The organism is Streptomyces sp. RPT161 (genome assembly GCF_027533845.1).
GTDB lineage: Bacteria > Actinomycetota > Actinomycetes > Streptomycetales > Streptomycetaceae > Streptantibioticus_A > Streptantibioticus_A silvisoli_A.
Genome location: NZ_JAPZVN010000001.1, coordinates 558,239 through 575,057, shown reverse-complemented (window position 1 = coordinate 575,057; position 16,819 = coordinate 558,239). Strand labels below are relative to the sequence as shown.

The following is a 16,819-nucleotide window of genomic DNA, read 5'->3' as shown; positions in this document are numbered from 1 at the left end:
ACCGGCATGAACCTGCGCATCCTCCCCGCCATCGCCGACCCTGACACCGCCCGGGCCACCGCCACGCTGCTCAGCCAACTGCCCGGCGCCGAACCCGCGGTTGCGGTGCCCGACTCCACCGCGCTGCTGAACACCCTGGGCTCGCTGGCCGCCTCCGGCGTCGAGGAACTGCCCGAGGTGGTACTGGTCCACGAGGACATAGGCCCGGTTCCGGCACTGGAACTGGTGCGGGAGGTCGCGCTGCGCTTCCCGGCCGTCGGCGTGGTGCTGCTGTGCGCCGACCACGGCCCGGCGCTGTACTCGGCGGCGATGGACGCGGGAGCGCGCGGAGTGATCGCACTGCCGCTGTCCTACGACGAGTTGGCCCCCCGGGTGCAGACCGCGGCCACCTGGGCGACCGGGGTACGCCGTCATCTGGGCGCGGGGGAGGAGACGTTCACCGGCGGCACGGTGGTCACCGTCTCCGGAGCGAAGGGCGGAGTGGGCGCCACCGTCACCGCCGTCCAACTGGCGCTGGCCGCCCGGGCCTCCGGCAGGTCGGTGGCGCTGGCCGACATGGACCTGCAGACCGGGGACATCGCCTCCTACCTCGACGTGCGGTTCCGCCGGTCGATCGCCGACCTCGCCGAGATCAACGACATCTCGGCACGGGTGCTGGCGGACGCGATGTTCACCCACAGCAGCGGGATCGCCCTGCTGCTCAGCCCCGCCGAGGGCGAACAGGGCGAGGCGGTCACCGACCGGGCCGCCCGGCAGATCGTCACCGCACTGCGCGCCCGGTACGACGTCGTGGTGGTCGACTGCGGCAGCCAGCTGAGCGGCGCCAGCGCGGTCGCCGTCGAGGCGGCCGACACAGCGCTGCTGGTCACCACCCCCGATGTGGTCGCGGTACGGGCGGCCAAGCGCATGGTGCGGCTGTGGGACCGGCTCCAGGTGCGCAAGCCGCAGGACACCTGTGTGGTGGTCAACCGGTACTCCCGGCACACCGAGATCCAACCCGCGCTGATCGAGCGGATCACCGGCACCAGGGCCGCCAGGTCCACCGTCCCGGCCGCCTTCAAGGAGTTGCAGTCGGTGGTGGACAGCGGCCGAATGCACGAGCTCGACGGCCGCAGCACCGTCAAGCAGGCGCTCTGGTCACTCGCCGCCGAACTGGGCATCGTGGGCGAGGCGGGCCGCGGCGGCCCCGCGGCGGCCGAACGCACCCCGCACCGGCTCGGCCGCCGCGCGGAACGCCGCGCCATCGGCAGGGGCACGGACAACACGGCGTCCAGCGGCGGGAGTCGAACGTGAGGATCCAGGCACCGCGGTTACCGGACCGGGGACAGGTCAGCGTGGAACTGCTCGGCATCACCCCGCTGATCCTCCTCGTGCTGCTGCTCGTCTGGCAGTTCGTGCTGGTGGGCTACACCTACACGCTCGCTGGAAACGCCGCCGACGAGGCCGCCCGCGCCGCGGCCGTCGGCGCCGACCCGCAGACCGCCGCGCAACGGGATCTGCCGGGGGCCTGGTCGGACGGCGTCACGACCTCGGTGTCCACCGGCTCGAACGTGGTGACCGCCCGGGTCGTGCTGCACGTCCCGATGCTGGTGCCCGGGTTCCTCGACCTTCCAGCGCTCACCGTCAACGGTGAGTCCGGCGCGGCGCGGGAGCAGCGGCGATGAGGCGGCGCGGAGCGGACCGCGGCTCGGCGTCCATCGAGTTCCTCGGCTTCCTGCCGATCCTGCTGCTGGTCGCGCTGGCGGGCGTACAGCTGGGTCTGGTCGCCTACGTGGGCACGCAGGCCGGAACGGCCGCCCGTACCGCGGCGCGTACCGACGACCCGGGCGCGGGCACGGCGGCGGTCAGCGGTTGGTTGCGCGGCGGCACGCACGTCGCGGTCTCGGACGGTGGTGACGCGGTCCAGGCCACCGCCACCATCCCGATCCCGTCGGTGTTCCCCGGGGTCAGCCTGTTCGGTCCGGTGACGCGCAGCGCCACCATGCCCAGGGACGGTGCGCCATGAGCAGTCTGCGAGCCCGGATCGCGGTGCCCGAGGAGAACGGCGGTCGGCACCAGGAGGCCCAACTCATCGCCGTCTACCGGGCGAAGCTGCTGGAGGAGATCGACCTCGCGGAGATGTCGGCGCTGGCGATGGCCGAGCGGCGGTCCCGGCTCGAACGGGTGCTGGGGCACATCATCAGCCGTGAGGGGCCGGTGCTGTCCACCCGGGAGCGGACCTCGCTGATCCGGCGCGTGGTGGACGAGGCGCTGGGCCTCGGTGTGCTGGAGCCGCTGCTGGAGGACGCCTCCATCACCGAGATCATGGTCAACGGCCCGGACCAGGTCTACGTGGAGCGGGCCGGGCGGGTGGAGCTGGTGGGCGCGCGGTTCGCCAGCACCGAGCAGTTGATGCAGACCATCGAGCGCATCGTGTCGACCGTCAACCGGCGGGTGGACGAGTCCAACCCGATGGTGGACGCGCGGCTGCCGTCCGGCGAGCGGGTCAACGTCATCATCCCGCCGCTGTCGCTGACCGGGCCCACCCTGACCATTCGCCGCTTCCCGCGCAGCTACACGCTGGGCGAACTGCTCGAACTCGGCTCGCTGGACGAGCAGATGGTTCTGCTGCTGTCCGGGCTGGTCAGGGCCAGGTTCAACGTGATCGTCTCCGGCGCCACCGGCTCGGGCAAGACGACGCTGCTCAACGCGCTGTCCGGGCTGATCCCGGGCGGAGAGCGGATCATCACCGTGGAGGACGCGGCGGAGCTCCAGCTCCAGCAGGAGCATGTGATCCGGTTGGAGAGCCGTCCGCCGAACGTGGAGGGCAAGGGCCAGATCACCATTCGCGACCTGGTGCGCAACTCGCTGCGGATGCGGCCGGATCGGATCATCGTCGGTGAGGTGCGTGGCGGGGAGACACTGGACATGCTCCAGGCGATGTCCACCGGGCACGACGGTTCGCTGGCCACCGTGCACGCCAACTCGGCGGAGGACGCGCTGATGCGGTTGCAGACACTGGCGTCGATGAGCGAGGTGAAGGTCCCGTTCGAGGCCCTGCGGGACCAGATCAACAGCGCGGTGGACGTGATCGTCCAGCTCACCCGCAGCCCCGACGGGGCGCGGCGGGTCACCGAGATCGCCATGCTGGGGTCCCGCTCGCGGGAGGCCTACCAGCTCGCGACGGTCTCCCGCTTCCAGGCCGAGCCGATGGCCGCGGACCGGGTGGTCCGTGGCCGCTTCAGCCACTTCCCGCTGCCGCGGCGGGTGGCGGACCGCCTGCACCTCGCCGGTGAGGCGATCCCACCCGCGTTCGGCGTCGCGACGACGGAGGACCACCTGACGGTGAGGAGCGTGCAGGGATGAGCGTTCTTTCCCTGGGGGGCTCCGCCCTCCAAACCCCCCTGATCAGATGGGTGGTCCTCGGGTGCGCGCTGAGCGCCTGCGCGCTGGGCGTGTGGGGCCTGCACGCGTGGGCGGCCGGGCGGGCCGCGCGGCAGGCGGTCATCGAGCGGCTCACCGCACAGGAAGAGGCCGTTGTCGCGCGGCGCGTGCGGTTCGCCGGGCTTGACGCGGCCGTGCGGCGGACCCGGGGCGGGCGGTGGCTTGAGCGGCGGCTCGCCGCTACCGGGCTCGGCGTCAGCGCGGGCGAGTTCAGCCTCTGCCTCGCCGCCGCGGTGGTGGGCTTGTGGCTGCTGGCGGCCACGGCCCTCGCACCGTTCTTCGGGCCGATCGCCGGTGCGGTCGCGGTGTGGTCCGCGTACGCCTTTCTCGCCTGGCGGCGGCAGAAGCGGATCGAACGGTTCATCGGGCAGCTGCCGGAACTCTCCCGCCTGCTGGCCAACGGGTCCCAGGCGGGGCTGGCGCTGCGCACCGCCATCGGCATGGCCGCCGACGAGCTGGACTCCCCGGCCGGCGAGGAGCTGACCCGGGTGGCGGACGCGCTGGCCGTCGGCCATCCGCTGGAGGACGCGCTGAACGACCTCAAGGAGCGCCTGCCGTCAAGGGAGTTGGCGGTACTCGTCACCACACTGGTGCTTTCCAGCCGCGCGGGCGGCACCCTGGTGGAGTCACTGCGCAATCTGACCACGACGTTGGAGGAGCGCAAGGAGACCCGGCGTGAGGTGCGCACCACGCTCAGCCAGGTCACCATCACCTCCTACGCCGTGCCGGCGATCGGCCTCGGCACGTTGCTGCTGATGAACCGGATGGCGCCCGGCTCGCTGGACGCCATGACCGGCCGGTTCCTCGGCCAGTTGGCGGTGATCGTGTCGATGGTGCTGTACGGGGTCGGATTCCTGCTGATCCGGAGGATGGCGAAGATCGATGTCTAGGCACCCCAACCGAGCGGCCGGGAGGGCCCGTTGACGGCCCTGCTGCTGGCCGCGCTGAGCGGACTCGCCGTCGTGGGCGCCGGGTACGGCGTCGCGCTCTACCGCCGCTCGGCCCGGCTCCCCGACGACCTCGCCCTCGCCCTTGAGGTGGGCGCGACCCGCACCACCGCCGTGGGTTCGGTGATCGACCGGCTCGGCATGCGCTACGCGCCCACCGTGCTGCGGCTGATGGGACCGCTACGGGTGGCCCGGCTGCGCCGCAGGCTCGACCTCGCCGGGAACCCCGGCGGCCTGACCGTCGACCGCTACGCGGCCCGGCGCGCGGTCTACGGGCTCCTGGGTTTCGGCGGCGGGCTGGTCCTGCTGCTCAAAGGCCAGTGGATCCTCACCCTGGTGCTGTTCGCGTTCGGCGTGTGGTGGACGGACGTCGGCATCTGGCTGGCGATCCGGCAGCGCAAGGACGAGATCGAGCGCACCCTTCCGGACTTCCTCGACGTCCTCGCGGTGGTGGTCAGCGCGGGGCTCGGTTTCCGCCAGGCGCTGGAGCGGGTGGCCGACAACTACCAGGGGCCGTGGGCCGACGAGATCCGGATCACCCTGCACCAGATGGACATGGGGGTCAGCCGGCGCCAGGCCTTCGACGAGCTGCGCAGGCGCAACGACTCCGAAGAGGTCGCCCAGTTCACCACCGCCCTGCAGCAGGGCGAGGAACTGGGCGCGCCGATCGCCGACACGTTGATCCAGATCGCCAAGGACATGCGCCGCACCGACGCGCAGAACGCCCGCCGCCGGGCGGCCCGCGCGGTGCCCAAGTCAACGGTGGTGATCACCACGTTCATGGTTCCGGCGACGATGATCCTGCTGCTCGCCGTGCTGTTCCTGGGCAACAACGTGAGCTTCGGACAGGTGCTGGGCAGATGACCGGATCGGGCGAAGCGGTGCGGGTCTTCGGCGGGTTACGGCCGGTACGCGTACGGGCCCGCGTGCCGGTTGAGCGCACGGCCGCGACCCCGGTCAACCCTGCTATCACGTTGCAGATATCCGCCCTCCAGGCGCTGTGCCGCCAGGTCTTCGGCTTCCGGCTGGCCGTGCTGGCCCTCGCGGCGCCGATCGCCCTGCTCGGGGTGGCGCCCGGGCCGACCGCCTGGATCGCCGGATCCGCCGTGGTCATCACGTTCATGGGGGCGTACGTCCTCTTCCGCGACTGGGAGCGGTTCGGCCCGCTACTGCTGCGGCATCCGGCGCTGCTGGCGGTGGACACGCTGTTCGCCGCGGTGCTGCTGACCGTCGGCACGACCGAGAGCCCGCTGGCGTACGTCACGGTCAGCACGCCGCTGCTCGCCGGTCTGGTCTACGGCTGGCGCGGCTCGGCGCTGTTCACCACCATCCAGGTGCTGGTGGTGGCCGGTGCCGCCTCGGTCGACGTGCGCGAGCACGCCACGGTCGCCAACTCGCTGCTGCTGTCCGGCTTCTGCGTGGTCTTCGGCGTGGCGGGGGTGAGTCTGCGACGGCTGGTGCTCGGCTTCGGCGAGGCGACCAGGGCGCTCACCGAGACCCGCTACCGGCTGGCGGTCACCGAGACCGCTGTCGCCGAACGGGCCCGGCTGGCCCGGGAGATGCACGACTCGGTGGCGAAGACGCTGCACGGCGTCACCATGGCCGCCGAGGCGCTGGCCGCCCGCGCCGACCGGCTGGACCCGGGCGCGGTGCGCGAGCAGGCCGAGCTGATCGCCAGGGCCGCCCGCCGCGCGGCGACCGAATCCCGGGAACTGCTCGGCGAACTGCGCAGCGCGCCCGACGAGTTGGCGGCGCCGCTCGCCGACGAGCTCGCGGTCCAACTGGACGCCTTCCGGGCCCGTACCCGACTTCCCGTCCGGCTCAACAGGTTGGGCGATGCCCCGCTGCCGTCCGTTCCGCGGCCGGTCGCCCGCCAGCTGCTCGGCGTCGTCGCCGAGGCGCTGGAGAACGCGCACCGGCACTCGGGCGCCAGCCGTGTCGAGGTGACCGTCGGCATCGTGGACCGGCTGCTTCTGCGGGTCAGTGTGACCGATGACGGTCGCGGCCTGCCGCCCGGTACCACGCTGGAAACGCTGCGCACCAAGGGGCACTTCGGGGTGGTGGGCATGGTCGAGCGAGCCGCCGTGATCGGCGCGCGGCTGCGTATCGGCACCGGTGAGACCGGTGGCGGCACCGAGGTTCGGCTGGAACTCCCGCTCGACGCAGCGGATGCGCCGGTACCGGAACGACCCAGGGGGGCGCCATGAGCACGGTGCGGGTGCTGGTCGCCGATGACAACCCGGTGGTGCGGGCCGGGTTGGCGGCGCTGCTCGCGGCACAGGACGGCATCGAGGTGGTGGCCGAGGCGGCGGACGGCCGCCAGGCGTGCGCGGCGGCGGCCGAGCACCGGCCCGACGTGGTGCTGCTCGACGTGCGGATGCCGGTACTGGACGGCCTGGCGGCGCTACCGCGTCTGGTGCCGATCGCGCCGGTGCTGATGCTGACGTACAGCCGGGAGGACGAGGTGGTGCGGGCCGCGGTGTGCGGTGGCGCGGGCGGCTATCTGGTGCACGGCGAGTTCACCGTCGAGCAACTGGTGCGCGCGGTACGGGACATCAGCGAGGGCCGTGCCTGTCTGACCACGTCGGCGGCGACCTCGCTCATGGCCCACGCCAGGGCGCGCACTCCGGCGCGGTCTTTGCAATCGCAATACGCCCCTTTGCAACTGCAACCAGATATGGCACAGTCGGTGGGCACCGGGGTGGACCGGGCCCAGTACGGGCTCAGCCAACGGGAGGAAGAGGTCATGGAGTTGATCGCGGGTGGGATGACCAACCACCAGATCGCCGCGGCCTGTTTCATCAGCGAGAAGACGGTGAAGAACCACATCAACCGGATCTTCGCCAAACTGCACGCCGACAACCGCAGCCAGGCCATCGCCGTATGGCTCGGGACCGTACGGGGACCGGTGCGCCATGGCTGACCGCGGCGGCGTGAAATCCGTTGGCTGGGCCCGTGATTGGGCCCCAGGGCCCTTGGGCGGTACCGGCGCGGCGCCGTACCGTGCGCGCGTCGCACCCGTCGCTGGAAGGGGTCAACGTGCCGAAGAACCTCGGGCTCAAGGCGGTCACCGCCACCCGGATCCGGGTCAGCGGCTGGAAGGACACCGCGGTCGCCGCGATCAGGTCCCGCTCGGACCGGGGGCAGACCTCGGTGGAGTACCTGGGGATCATCGGCGTGGTGGTGCTGATCGTCGCCGCGATCCTGGGCACCAACATCGGCCAGACCATCTACAACGCGATCACCTCGGAGATCGCCAAGGTCACCAAGTAGGAATGCGGCCCGGCCCGACCGGCGCCCGACGCGACCGGGGGCAGGCCCTGCCCGTCTACCTCACGGTGATCGGCGCCCTGCTCCTGCTCGCGTTCGCGTACTTCGCGGTCGGCCAGGCAGCGGCCACCAGGAACGGCGCGCAGACCGCCGCCGACGCCGCGGCGCTCGCCGCCGCCCAGGACACCCGCGCCCAACTGCGCGACGCGCTGCTCGCCGCCTTCCACTCCGGGCGGCTCGACGACCTCGGCGCCCTGCTGGGCGGGCAGTTGCTCGACGTACGGGACGACCCGTGCCAGCAGGCCGACTCCTTCGCCGCCGCCAACAAGGCGCACACCACCGACTGCCGCCTGGTGCGCACCGACGGCGGACTGAACGGCTACACCGCCTCCGTCGAGACCAACTACACCGTCGGCACCTCGGTGGTGCCCGGTACCGAGAGCCGGACGGCGCACGCCGACGCGACCGCCGCGATCGAGCCGCTGTGCCAGTGGCAGGGCGCGTCGCCCACGACTTCGGCAAGCCCTCCGGCAAGCCCGGCCCCGACACCCACGCCCCCGCCCGGCCCTCCGGTGGGGCCGACTCCGTCGCCCAGCGGTACGCCGTCGCCGGGAACGCTGCTGTGCGACGGGCGGAACTGGGTGGTCGACCCGTCGAACCTCACGCTCTTTCCGTCCGCGGCGGAGCTGTTCTCCGTCCATCTGACCCGCTGACCCCGCACACACCGGACGACCGAAGGAACGGCATATGAGGACTGGGCAGACGAAGCGCACCGGCTCTCGTGCGACCGCGGCGGTACTCGCCGCCGCGCTGGCCCTCGCCCTGGCCGGGTGCGGCAGCGGTGGCGCCAAGTCCCAGACCGCGTCGGCCACTTCCTCGACCGGTCCCGCCGGCACCGCGAGCGGTGCCCCCGCCGCGCCGCAGGATCCCACCCAGGTGCTCGCCACCATCAAGGGGCCGGACGGCATCGTGCTGACCATCAACTCGGCCAAGCGGGAGACCGGCGGCTTCGTCACCGTCACCGGCACCGTGAAGAACACCGGCAGCCAGCCGTTCAGCCAGGCGGGCTCCTGGCGCGGCGACGAGGAGGAACTCCAGAAGAACGGCGGCTCGTTGGCCGGCGCCACCCTGGTCGACACCCTCGGTAAGAAGCGCTACTACGTGCTGCGCGACACCGAGGGCCGCTGCCTTTGCTCCACCGGGCTGGACATCATCCAGCCCGGCGCCACCATGCCGGTCTTCGCGCAGTTCCCTGCGCCGCCCGCGACCACCACACAGGTGGACTTCGACCTGCCGACCCTCCCCACCGCGTCCATCGTGATCTCGCAGTGAGGACGGCCGAGATGAAGCACCTCGTCACCGCCACCGCCGCGGCCCTGCTGTTCACCGCCGCCAGCGGCCTCGGCGGCTCGCCCGCCCGCGCCGACTCCCCGTCCGCCGAGCCGCTGCCGTCCGCGTCGTCGGCGCCGTCGGCCCAGGTGGACCCGCACGCGCCCGGGCTGAAGCTGATGCCGGGCGCCACCCTCGCCGCAGCCAAGGTGCTGGACATCAAGACCGTGGTGGAGGACTCCAACGGGGACGAGCGGCGCTCCGACACGCCCGCCGACGTGACGTTCTCCCTCCAGTCCGAGGTGCTGTTCGACAAGGACAGCTCCGCGCTCGGCGGGGACGCCCGCTCCCGCATCCAGGCCATCGCGGACGAGATCAACCGGCAGAACGCCAGGACGGTGCAGGTCTTCGGCTTCACCGACAACCTCGGCTCGCACGAGCACGGCCTCGAACTGTCCAAGCAGCGCGCCGAGGCCGTCTACACCGTGCTCGCCCAGGACCTGACGGCCGACGGCGGCATCCAGTTCGACGTGCGCGGATACGCCGAGGACTTCCCCATCGCCGACAACTCCACCGAGGACGGGCGCCGCAAGAACCGCCGGGTGGAGATCACCTTCCCCAAGGCGCAGGGCTGACCGTCACCCCTCGATCTCCAGTACCGCACCGGGCCGCACCCCCCACCCGGCCAGCGCTCCGGCCGCCGCTTCCAGCACGTGCCGGGAGCGCGGCCGGGGCAGCCCGAGGCGCCCCGGCGGCATGGTGCGCACCGCCAGCACCCGCAGGCCCCGGTCGAGGTAGGCGACGTCGATCGGGAACCCCATCCGGAAGGTGTGCACCCCGCTCGCCGGGGTGAGCAGCAGCGCGCCCTCGATGCCGTCCCGGCCCAGCAGTCCGCGGGTGCGGGCGCGGTACGAAGCCGCGATCTCCAGCCGGACCGGCCCGCCGTCAGCGCCGACCACCCGCAAAGTGCCGGCCCCGTCGCGCCACCGTCGTCCCATCGCGATCCTCCCCGCGCCAACCGCGTCAATCCGCGTCCGTTCCGTCATCCCCCCGCTTCGCCCCCCTTCCGGCCCCGTCAGAACCGGCCATCCCCCTAATCCGGTGTCGGAGGGCCGCCAAGAGGACCGGAGCGCGCTACAGTGAAAGTCCCCCCCTCGGGCCGATCCGCAACCCACCCCGCGGATCGGCCCGTTTTCTGTGCTCGCACTGTGGCGGCCGTCACAGGCCGGATCGTCCCCGCGTCGCCTCCCGTCGCCGTCGGCTTCATCCGCTCGTTGCGATTAGGACACGGCGGTACGGGACGGTGGATCACCGCGGCGCCGCCGCCGTGCTCCGGTGCTCGCCGGGCGCATCGGGCGCGAGCAGCGGAAACGTTGGCGCACCGAACGTGGCGGGATGCCCGCCGCGCTGGTGTTCCCGCTGTCGCGGCGCCCGTTCGCACCCGTGGTTCGCGCGTCTCCGCGGGTAACGTTAGGACGGATACGGTGGAGATCTGCGCGAATGGTCGTACCGCGCTCCGGATGCCTGTGTGAGGGTGAGTGTGAACAGCTCGGTCGGCTCAACCAAGCGGTGGGGCAGAGCCCTCGGTGCCGTGGGTGCCGTGCTGCTGCTCGGCTCGGCAGCGGTGGGCTGCGGTGTGGGCCGTGGCGCGCCGGACGGCTGGACGTATGTCAACGCGCAGGGCATCGCCTTCGCCGTCCCCAAGGACTGGAAGGCGCTCCCCGCCAGCGGACTGCCCAAGGGCGTGCTGGCCTCTGCCGTGTGGAAGCAGGACGGTGAGCAGGTCGGCGTGGTCCAGGTGCTGTCCGACGCCAAGCTGCAGCGGCCCGTGGGCGTGAAGGTCAAGAACAGCGCCGACTTCAAGCTCGGCGGCAAGCCCGCCGCCCAGGTCAGCTACACCTACCGCCCGAGCCTGGACAGCCCCAGGCTGCGCGTCCTGGACATCACCGCGCGAAACGCCAAGGGCAAGCCGGTGCAGGTCAGGATCAGCGGTACCACCTCCGACCTCACCCTCGACACGATGAACCGGATCGCCAACAGCATCCAGGTCGGCACCATCGGCAAGGGCAACCTCCTCAAGGGCTGATCCCGGTAGCGTCTGCCGGGTGCACGCTCTTCTCGTCGCCACCGCCGCCCTGTGGGGGCTGGCGTCCGGTGCCGCCGTGCCGCGCGCCGCGCACCGGCTCGCGGTGCGGCCGGGCCAGGAACGGCGGCCCGGTGAACGGCCGGGGTGGCGCGGCTGGATAGGGCCGCCGTCGACGGTGCGCGACGGCTGGCCCGCCGTACTGGCCGCCGTGATCTGCGCGATGCTCGCCCAACGCGCCGGCGTACGGCCGGAGTTGGCTGTGTGGCTGCTGCTGGTGCCGCTGGCCGTGCTGCTGGCCAGGGTGGACCTCGCGGTACGGCGGCTGCCGGACGTGCTGACGGTTCCGGCCGCCGCCGGGACGGTGCTGCTGCTGGGCGCGGCGGCGCTGCTTCCCGGTCACACCGGGTCCTGGCCGCGGGCCCTGCTCGGCGGTCTGGTGCTGGGCGCGGGCTACTTCGTACTGCTGCTGGCCAATCCGGCCGGCATGGGCCTGGGTGATGTGAAGCTGGCGCCCACACTGGGGCTGGTGCTGGGCTGGTACGGGTGGCCGGTGCTGTTCGTCGGAACGTTCCTGGGGTTCGCGCTCGGCGGCGTGACCGGTCTGGTGCTGCTCGCCACCCGGCGCGCCGACCGGCGGACGACGATCGCCTTCGGACCGTTCATGCTGGTCGGCGCACTCGCGGGGGTACTGCTCGGCGCGGGCTGAGGCCCGCGCCGAGCCGCGCCGCCGCGGTGGTGTCGGGCCAGCTCGCCGCCGACACCGCCACCGGACCTGCCGCAAGCCGGATGCGCGATCCGCCGGAGGACTACGCCTCGCTGCTGCGGTGCCAGATGTTGACGTCGCCGGCGACCTTGGCCAGCGAGTCGATCTCGGCCAGTTCCTCGTCGGTCAGCGGGGGAGCGCCCACCGCGGCCACGTTGGACTCCAACTGCGCGACGCTGGACGCCCCGACCAGAGCCGAGGTCATCCGCTGGTCGCGCAGCACCCAGCTGAGCGCGAGCTGGGCCAGCGACTGGCCGCGCCGCTGGGCGATCCCGTTCAGCCCGCGCAGCCGCGCCACCACCTCGTCGGTCAGCAGTTGGGGGTCGAGCGACTTGCCCTGGCTGGCCCGTGAGCCCTGCGGAATGCCGTGCAGATAGCGGTCGGTCAGCATGCCCTGCGCCAGCGGTGCGAAGGCGATGCAGCCCATGCCCTCCGCCTCCAGGGCGTCCAGCAGCCCGTCGTCCTCGATCCACCGGTTGATCATCGAGTACGACGGCTGGTGGATCAGCGCGGGCACCCCCATCTCGCGCAGCAGCAGCGCCGCGTCCACGGTGCGCGCCGCGCTGTAGGAGGAGACGCCGACGTACAGGGCCTTGCCCTGGTGGACCGCGGACGCCAGCGCGCCCATGGTCTCCTCCAGCGGGGTGTCCGGGTCGAACCGGTGCGAGTAGAAGATGTCGACGTACTCCAGGCCCATCCGCTTCAGCGACTGGTCGAGACTGGCCGTCAGATACTTGCGCGACCCCCATTCGCCGTACGGCCCCGGCCACATGTCGTACCCGGCCTTGGTGGAGATGACCAGTTCGTCACGGTACGGGCGGAAGTCCTGGGCCAGTAGCTTGCCGAAGTTGGCCTCCGCGGCGCCGTACGGCGGCCCGTAGTTGTTGGCCAGATCGAAGTGGGTGACGCCCAGGTCGAACGCGCGGCGCAGGATCGCGCGCTGCGAGTCCAGGGTGCGGTCGTCGCCGAAGTTGTGCCACAGACCGAGGGAGACGGCGGGCAGCTTCAGCCCGCTGCGGCCGGTACGCCGGTACTCCATGGACTCGTAGCGCTCGTCGGCGGCGCGGTAGGGGGAGCGTACGTTCATGCGCCTCTCCTTATCACGGCGGCGTGACCCGGCGGCGTACCGGGCGCGCACCGCGGTATGACGGGAGGGGACGCGCCGGTGGCCGCCAGTTGCCGCGTGCACCCGGGTCGTAGTCGCCCGGCTCACCGCAGTATGGTGGCGAGACGGGGCGTCGTTAGGGTTTGAGGGTTCGAGGGGCTGGAAATGAGACTGCGCGACCTGCGGCTGCGGGACCTGGTCTACGGTCTCTACGCGCATCGGGTCGAGTCCCACCTGGACCAGCGGCAGGTGCCCAAGCACATCGGCGTGATCCTGGACGGCAACCGGCGCTGGGCGCGGGCCGCGGGCGGCACCACGGAGCAGGGCCACCAGGCGGGCGCCGACAAGATCGCCGAACTGCTCGGCTGGTGCGAGGAGACCGGTGTCGAGGTGGTCACCCTGTGGCTGCTGTCCACCGACAACCTCAACCGTCCGGCCGAGGAACTCAACCCGCTGCTCGGCATCATCGAGGGCGCGGTGACCGACCTGGCCGCCACCGGTCGCTGGCGGGTGCACCACGTCGGCCAGCTCGACCTGCTGCCCGCCCGGATGCAGGGCGTGCTGAAGGAGGCCGAGCAGGCCACCGACGGGCTGGACGGACTGCTGGTCAACGTCGCCGTAGGCTACGGCGGACGGCAGGAGATCGCCGACGCGGTGCGGTCACTGCTGCTCGAACACGCCGGGCGCGGCACGTCCATCGAGGACCTCGCGGAGATCCTCGACGTGGAGCACATCGCCGAGCACCTCTACACCCGGGGTCAGCCCGACCCCGACCTGATCCTGCGCACCTCCGGCGAACAGCGGCTGTCCGGATTCATGCTCTGGCAGAGCGCCCATTCGGAGTACTACTTCTGCGAGGTCTTCTGGCCCGCGCTCCGCAAGGTGGACTTCCTGCGCGCACTGCGGGACTACGCCGCGCGGCACAGGCGATACGGCAACTGACCGTCGCCGGGGGCGTTTTCCCCGTACCGGCGGGCCCCCGCGCTTGCCCCAAGAGGGTGGTTGGGGGGTGTGCCGCCAAAAGGTGGAATCTGTGACCCTCCTGAGGAGACACGGAGCCCCGCGCCGTAAACCCCCAAGCGGGAGGCGTATAGGCGACCACCTTCGAGGGAATACCCCCTTCAGGCCGACACCCGAGCCACGGGCGTCGGAAGAAGCGGGTGGCAGGGTGCCGCCCGCCCGGGAGGCCCCTTGCGCACGGACGTGCTGTCAGCAGACGGCAGCGGCCGCGTCATGACGGAGGGTCGTGGTCCGGCCCCCGTGGCCGTCCCCGGCCCAGTACCGCGCGACGCACGCGATGCCTGCGGCGCCGTCGCACCCAACCCTTCCCGAGGGGGTTCGTCCACCCGTGGTGACCAGCAAGAACCGCCGGGAGCACGACCGGCGCACCTATGTTCTCGACACCAGCGTGCTGCTGGCTGACCCCAACGCCATCACACGGTTCGACGAGCACGAAGTGGTGCTCCCGGTCGTCGTGGTGACCGAGTTGGAGGCCAAGCGCCACCACCCCGAGCTCGGCTACTTCGCCCGCCAGGCGCTGCGGCTGCTCGATGAGTACCGGATCAGGCACGGGCGACTGGACGCCCCCATCCCGATCGGCGACCTCGGCGGAACGCTCAGGGTCGAGCTCAACCACTCGGACCCCGCCATACTGCCGCCCGGCATGCTCCCCCAGACGGCGGGCGGCCGGTTCGGCGACAACGACTCGCGCATCCTGGCGGTCGCCCGCAACCTCCAGGCCGAGGGGTACGACGTCACCGTCGTCTCCAAGGACCTTCCGCTGCGCGTGAAGGCGTCCTCGGTGGGCCTGTTGGCCGAGGAGTACCGGGCGGAACTGGCCATCACCTCCGGCTGGACCGGAATGGCGGAACTCCAGGTGGCCGCCGACGACATCGACGCGCTGTTCACCGACGAGCCGGTCGCGCTCCCCCTCGCGGCCGAACTCCCGGTGCACACCGGTCTGGTGCTCCAGTCGGAACGCGGCAAGGCGCTCGGCCGGGTCACCGAGGACGGCCGGGTACGGCTGGTACGCGGCGACCGCGAGGCGTTCGGGCTGCACGGCCGCAGCGCCGAGCAGCGCATCGCCCTCGACCTGCTGCTCGACCCGGACGTCGGCATCGTCTCGCTGGGCGGCCGGGCCGGCACCGGCAAGTCGGCGCTGGCGCTGTGCGCGGGGCTTGAGGCGGTGCTCGAACGGCGGCAGCACCGCAAGGTGATGGTGTTCCGCCCGCTGTACGCGGTCGGCGGACAGGAGCTGGGCTACCTGCCGGGCAACGAGTCGGAGAAGATGAGCCCCTGGGCCCAGGCGGTCTTCGACACCCTTGGCGCGGTCACCTCGGCGGATGTGATCGAGGAGGTCGTGGAGCGCGGGATGTTGGAGGTGCTGCCGCTCACCCACATCCGCGGTCGCTCGCTGCACGACGCGTTCGTCATCGTGGACGAGGCCCAATCACTCGAACGCAACGTCCTGTTGACCGTTCTGTCCCGTATTGGCGCTGGTTCGCGCGTGGTTCTCACCCATGACGTGGCGCAACGGGACAACCTGCGCGTCGGGCGGTATGACGGAGTGGTCGCGGTTGTCGAGAAGTTGAAGGGACATCCGCTGTTCGCCCATGTCACCCTGTCTCGTTCCGAACGATCCCCGATCGCGGCACTGGTGACCGAGATGCTGGAGGATGTCCACATCTGACGGGGGTTCGGGGGCGAATGCGCCCGAAATCACCTGGCTACAACGGGAAACGGCACTACTTCTGGGGCTGCTGCGCCCAACGAGGGCGCAGCAGCCTAGTCGTGCCCGGGTGCGACGCGCCGAGATTTCCGTGAAACCGCAGGTCCAAACCTGGTGTGACGTTTGCCACGCAACGGAGAATTGCCTTGGCGCGTCGCCGTCGGGCAGGGTGTGAGGCTGTCAGGCCCCGCTTACGGCACTCCTACACCCCCAGTGATGGGGAACCTCAGAACTGAACAGCGTTGCGTCGTAAGCCGCCCAGCACCACGCGGACCCCAAGTACCGGGGATCGCACCGGGCCAGCGCCTCCCGTGACCAGTCGGGCCGAAAGGTCCGAACCAAGGGGAGGCCAGCGTCAGGGGCACGATTGCGTCCGCGCGGTCACCACGCGGGCGATGCTGGAAGGAAACCGAGTGAGCCGGATCTCCGTCCGGGGAATCGCCGTAGCGTCCGCCACCGCGGTCACCACCGTGGGTGCGGTCGTCGGCGTCGCCTCCGGCAGCGAGCCGACGGCCGCCGCCATGCAGCCTGTCGCCGACACCACGGCGCTGGACAACATCGACGCCGGTCAGCAGGCCACCGTTCAGGCTGCCTCGCTCACCGAGCAGGCCCAGACGCAGCAGGCCGCCGCGGACGCAGCCGCCAAGCAGCAGGCCGCGGAGAACGCCCGCAAGCAGGCCGCCGCGGACGCTGCCAAGAAGAAGGCCGCCGCCGACGCGGCAGCGGCCAAGGCCAAGGCGGAGCACGACGCGCAGCAGTCCGCCAGCCGCAGCGACTCGCGTGACTCGCTGTCGGTGTTGAGCAGCGGTGACTACTCCGTGTCTGGTATCCAGGCGATGGCTCAGCAGATCATCGGCGACGCCTCGCAGTTCCAGTGCTTCTCGCACATCGTGAACAACGAGAGCGGCTGGAACTACCAGGCCACCAACGCCTCCTCGGGCGCCTACGGTCTGGTGCAGGCGCTGCCCGGCTCCAAGATGGCCTCGGCCGGCGCCGACTGGCGCACCAACCCGGCCACTCAGATCAAGTGGGGTCTCAGCTACATGGACAGCCGCTACGGCAGCCCGTGCGGCGCGTGGGACTTCTGGCAGGCCAACAGCTGGTACTAGGCCGCCGGGCTTCCCCGAACGGAGCCTCGCCTTCCAGCCCTGTGCCCCCGCCCGGATCC

Annotated in this window: 19 protein-coding genes; 17 read left to right on the top strand and 2 right to left on the bottom strand. The window is 71.6% G+C overall.

Features of this window, described 5'->3' with window-relative positions; genetic code table 11:
* The first annotated feature begins 6 nt into the window (after nt 1–6).
* From O5O46_RS02545 to O5O46_RS02490, 12 genes are all read left to right on the top strand, one after another.
* Nucleotides 7–1,293, top strand: coding sequence for an AAA family ATPase (locus tag O5O46_RS02545; RefSeq protein ID WP_269853520.1), 1,287 nt, complete (start codon nt 7–9; stop codon nt 1,291–1,293).
* Nucleotides 1,290–1,664, top strand: coding sequence for a TadE/TadG family type IV pilus assembly protein (locus O5O46_RS02540; RefSeq protein WP_269853519.1), 375 nt, complete (start codon nt 1,290–1,292; stop codon nt 1,662–1,664). Before O5O46_RS02545 ends, O5O46_RS02540 begins: the two co-directional genes overlap by 4 nt.
* Nucleotides 1,661–2,005 (top strand): TadE/TadG family type IV pilus assembly protein, encoded by a 345-nt coding sequence (locus O5O46_RS02535; RefSeq protein WP_269853518.1) that lies wholly within the window; start codon nt 1,661–1,663, stop codon nt 2,003–2,005. Before O5O46_RS02540 ends, O5O46_RS02535 begins: the two co-directional genes overlap by 4 nt.
* Nucleotides 2,002–3,345, top strand: a complete 1,344-nt coding sequence (locus O5O46_RS02530) for a CpaF family protein (RefSeq protein WP_269853517.1) — start codon at nt 2,002–2,004, stop codon at nt 3,343–3,345. Before O5O46_RS02535 ends, O5O46_RS02530 begins: the two co-directional genes overlap by 4 nt.
* Entirely contained in the window at nt 3,342–4,313 is a 972-nt protein-coding gene (locus tag O5O46_RS02525) for a type II secretion system F family protein (RefSeq protein WP_269853516.1), read from the top strand. The genes O5O46_RS02530 and O5O46_RS02525 overlap by 4 nt, the downstream gene beginning before the upstream one ends.
* Before the next feature lie 30 nt (nt 4,314–4,343).
* The gene (locus tag O5O46_RS02520) at nt 4,344–5,234 is read left to right on the top strand and encodes a DUF5936 domain-containing protein (protein ID WP_269853515.1); all 891 of its coding nucleotides are present in this window, start codon (nt 4,344–4,346) and stop codon (nt 5,232–5,234) included.
* On the top strand, nt 5,231–6,577 hold the full coding sequence (locus O5O46_RS02515) for a sensor histidine kinase (protein WP_269853514.1): 1,347 nt from the start codon (nt 5,231–5,233) through the stop codon (nt 6,575–6,577). Before O5O46_RS02520 ends, O5O46_RS02515 begins: the two co-directional genes overlap by 4 nt.
* Complete coding sequence (locus O5O46_RS02510; protein ID WP_269853513.1) at nt 6,574–7,293, top strand: response regulator transcription factor; 720 nt, start codon at nt 6,574–6,576, stop codon at nt 7,291–7,293. The genes O5O46_RS02515 and O5O46_RS02510 overlap by 4 nt, the downstream gene beginning before the upstream one ends.
* 116 nt (nt 7,294–7,409) lie before the next feature.
* The gene (locus tag O5O46_RS02505) at nt 7,410–7,643 is read left to right on the top strand and encodes a hypothetical protein (RefSeq protein ID WP_269853512.1); all 234 of its coding nucleotides are present in this window, start codon (nt 7,410–7,412) and stop codon (nt 7,641–7,643) included.
* 2 nt (nt 7,644–7,645) lie between these two features.
* On the top strand, nt 7,646–8,353 hold the full coding sequence (locus O5O46_RS02500; protein WP_269853511.1) for a pilus assembly protein TadG-related protein: 708 nt from the start codon (nt 7,646–7,648) through the stop codon (nt 8,351–8,353).
* A gap of 34 nt (nt 8,354–8,387) precedes the next feature.
* On the top strand, nt 8,388–8,972 hold the full coding sequence (locus O5O46_RS02495; RefSeq protein WP_269853510.1) for a hypothetical protein: 585 nt from the start codon (nt 8,388–8,390) through the stop codon (nt 8,970–8,972).
* 11 nt (nt 8,973–8,983) lie between these two features.
* The gene (locus O5O46_RS02490) at nt 8,984–9,604 is read left to right on the top strand and encodes an OmpA family protein (protein ID WP_269853509.1); all 621 of its coding nucleotides are present in this window, start codon (nt 8,984–8,986) and stop codon (nt 9,602–9,604) included.
* Nucleotides 9,605–9,607: 3 nt separating this feature from the next.
* Here the strand turns inward: O5O46_RS02490 and O5O46_RS02485 are convergent, their stop codons facing one another.
* A complete protein-coding gene (locus tag O5O46_RS02485; protein ID WP_269853508.1) occupies nt 9,608–9,967 on the bottom strand; it encodes a DUF192 domain-containing protein in 360 nt (119 codons plus the stop codon).
* Between the two features lie 593 nt (nt 9,968–10,560).
* On the opposite strand from O5O46_RS02485, the gene O5O46_RS02480 reads away from it, so the two are divergent.
* Both O5O46_RS02480 and O5O46_RS02475 read left to right on the top strand, forming a co-directional pair.
* Nucleotides 10,561–11,055 carry a hypothetical protein gene (locus tag O5O46_RS02480; RefSeq protein ID WP_269853507.1) on the top strand — a complete coding sequence of 165 codons (495 nt, stop codon included), beginning with the start codon at nt 10,561–10,563 and terminating at the stop codon, nt 11,053–11,055.
* 19 nt (nt 11,056–11,074) lie between these two features.
* Nucleotides 11,075–11,761 carry a prepilin peptidase gene (locus tag O5O46_RS02475; protein ID WP_269853506.1) on the top strand — a complete coding sequence of 229 codons (687 nt, stop codon included), beginning with the start codon at nt 11,075–11,077 and terminating at the stop codon, nt 11,759–11,761.
* A gap of 100 nt (nt 11,762–11,861) precedes the next feature.
* Here the strand turns inward: O5O46_RS02475 and mgrA are convergent, their stop codons facing one another.
* The gene (mgrA, locus tag O5O46_RS02470) at nt 11,862–12,905 is read right to left on the bottom strand and encodes an L-glyceraldehyde 3-phosphate reductase (RefSeq protein ID WP_269853505.1); all 1,044 of its coding nucleotides are present in this window, start codon (nt 12,903–12,905) and stop codon (nt 11,862–11,864) included.
* 198 nt (nt 12,906–13,103) lie between these two features.
* On the opposite strand from mgrA, the gene O5O46_RS02465 reads away from it, so the two are divergent.
* From O5O46_RS02465 to O5O46_RS02455, 3 genes are all read left to right on the top strand, one after another.
* Nucleotides 13,104–13,865 (top strand): isoprenyl transferase, encoded by a 762-nt coding sequence (locus tag O5O46_RS02465; RefSeq protein ID WP_269853900.1) that lies wholly within the window; start codon nt 13,104–13,106, stop codon nt 13,863–13,865.
* Nucleotides 13,866–14,271: 406 nt separating this feature from the next.
* The gene (locus O5O46_RS02460) at nt 14,272–15,612 is read left to right on the top strand and encodes a PhoH family protein (protein WP_269853504.1); all 1,341 of its coding nucleotides are present in this window, start codon (nt 14,272–14,274) and stop codon (nt 15,610–15,612) included.
* Nucleotides 15,613–16,064: 452 nt separating this feature from the next.
* Entirely contained in the window at nt 16,065–16,760 is a 696-nt protein-coding gene (locus tag O5O46_RS02455) for a lytic transglycosylase domain-containing protein (RefSeq protein ID WP_443072355.1), read from the top strand.
* The last annotated feature ends 59 nt before the right edge of the window (nt 16,761–16,819 follow it).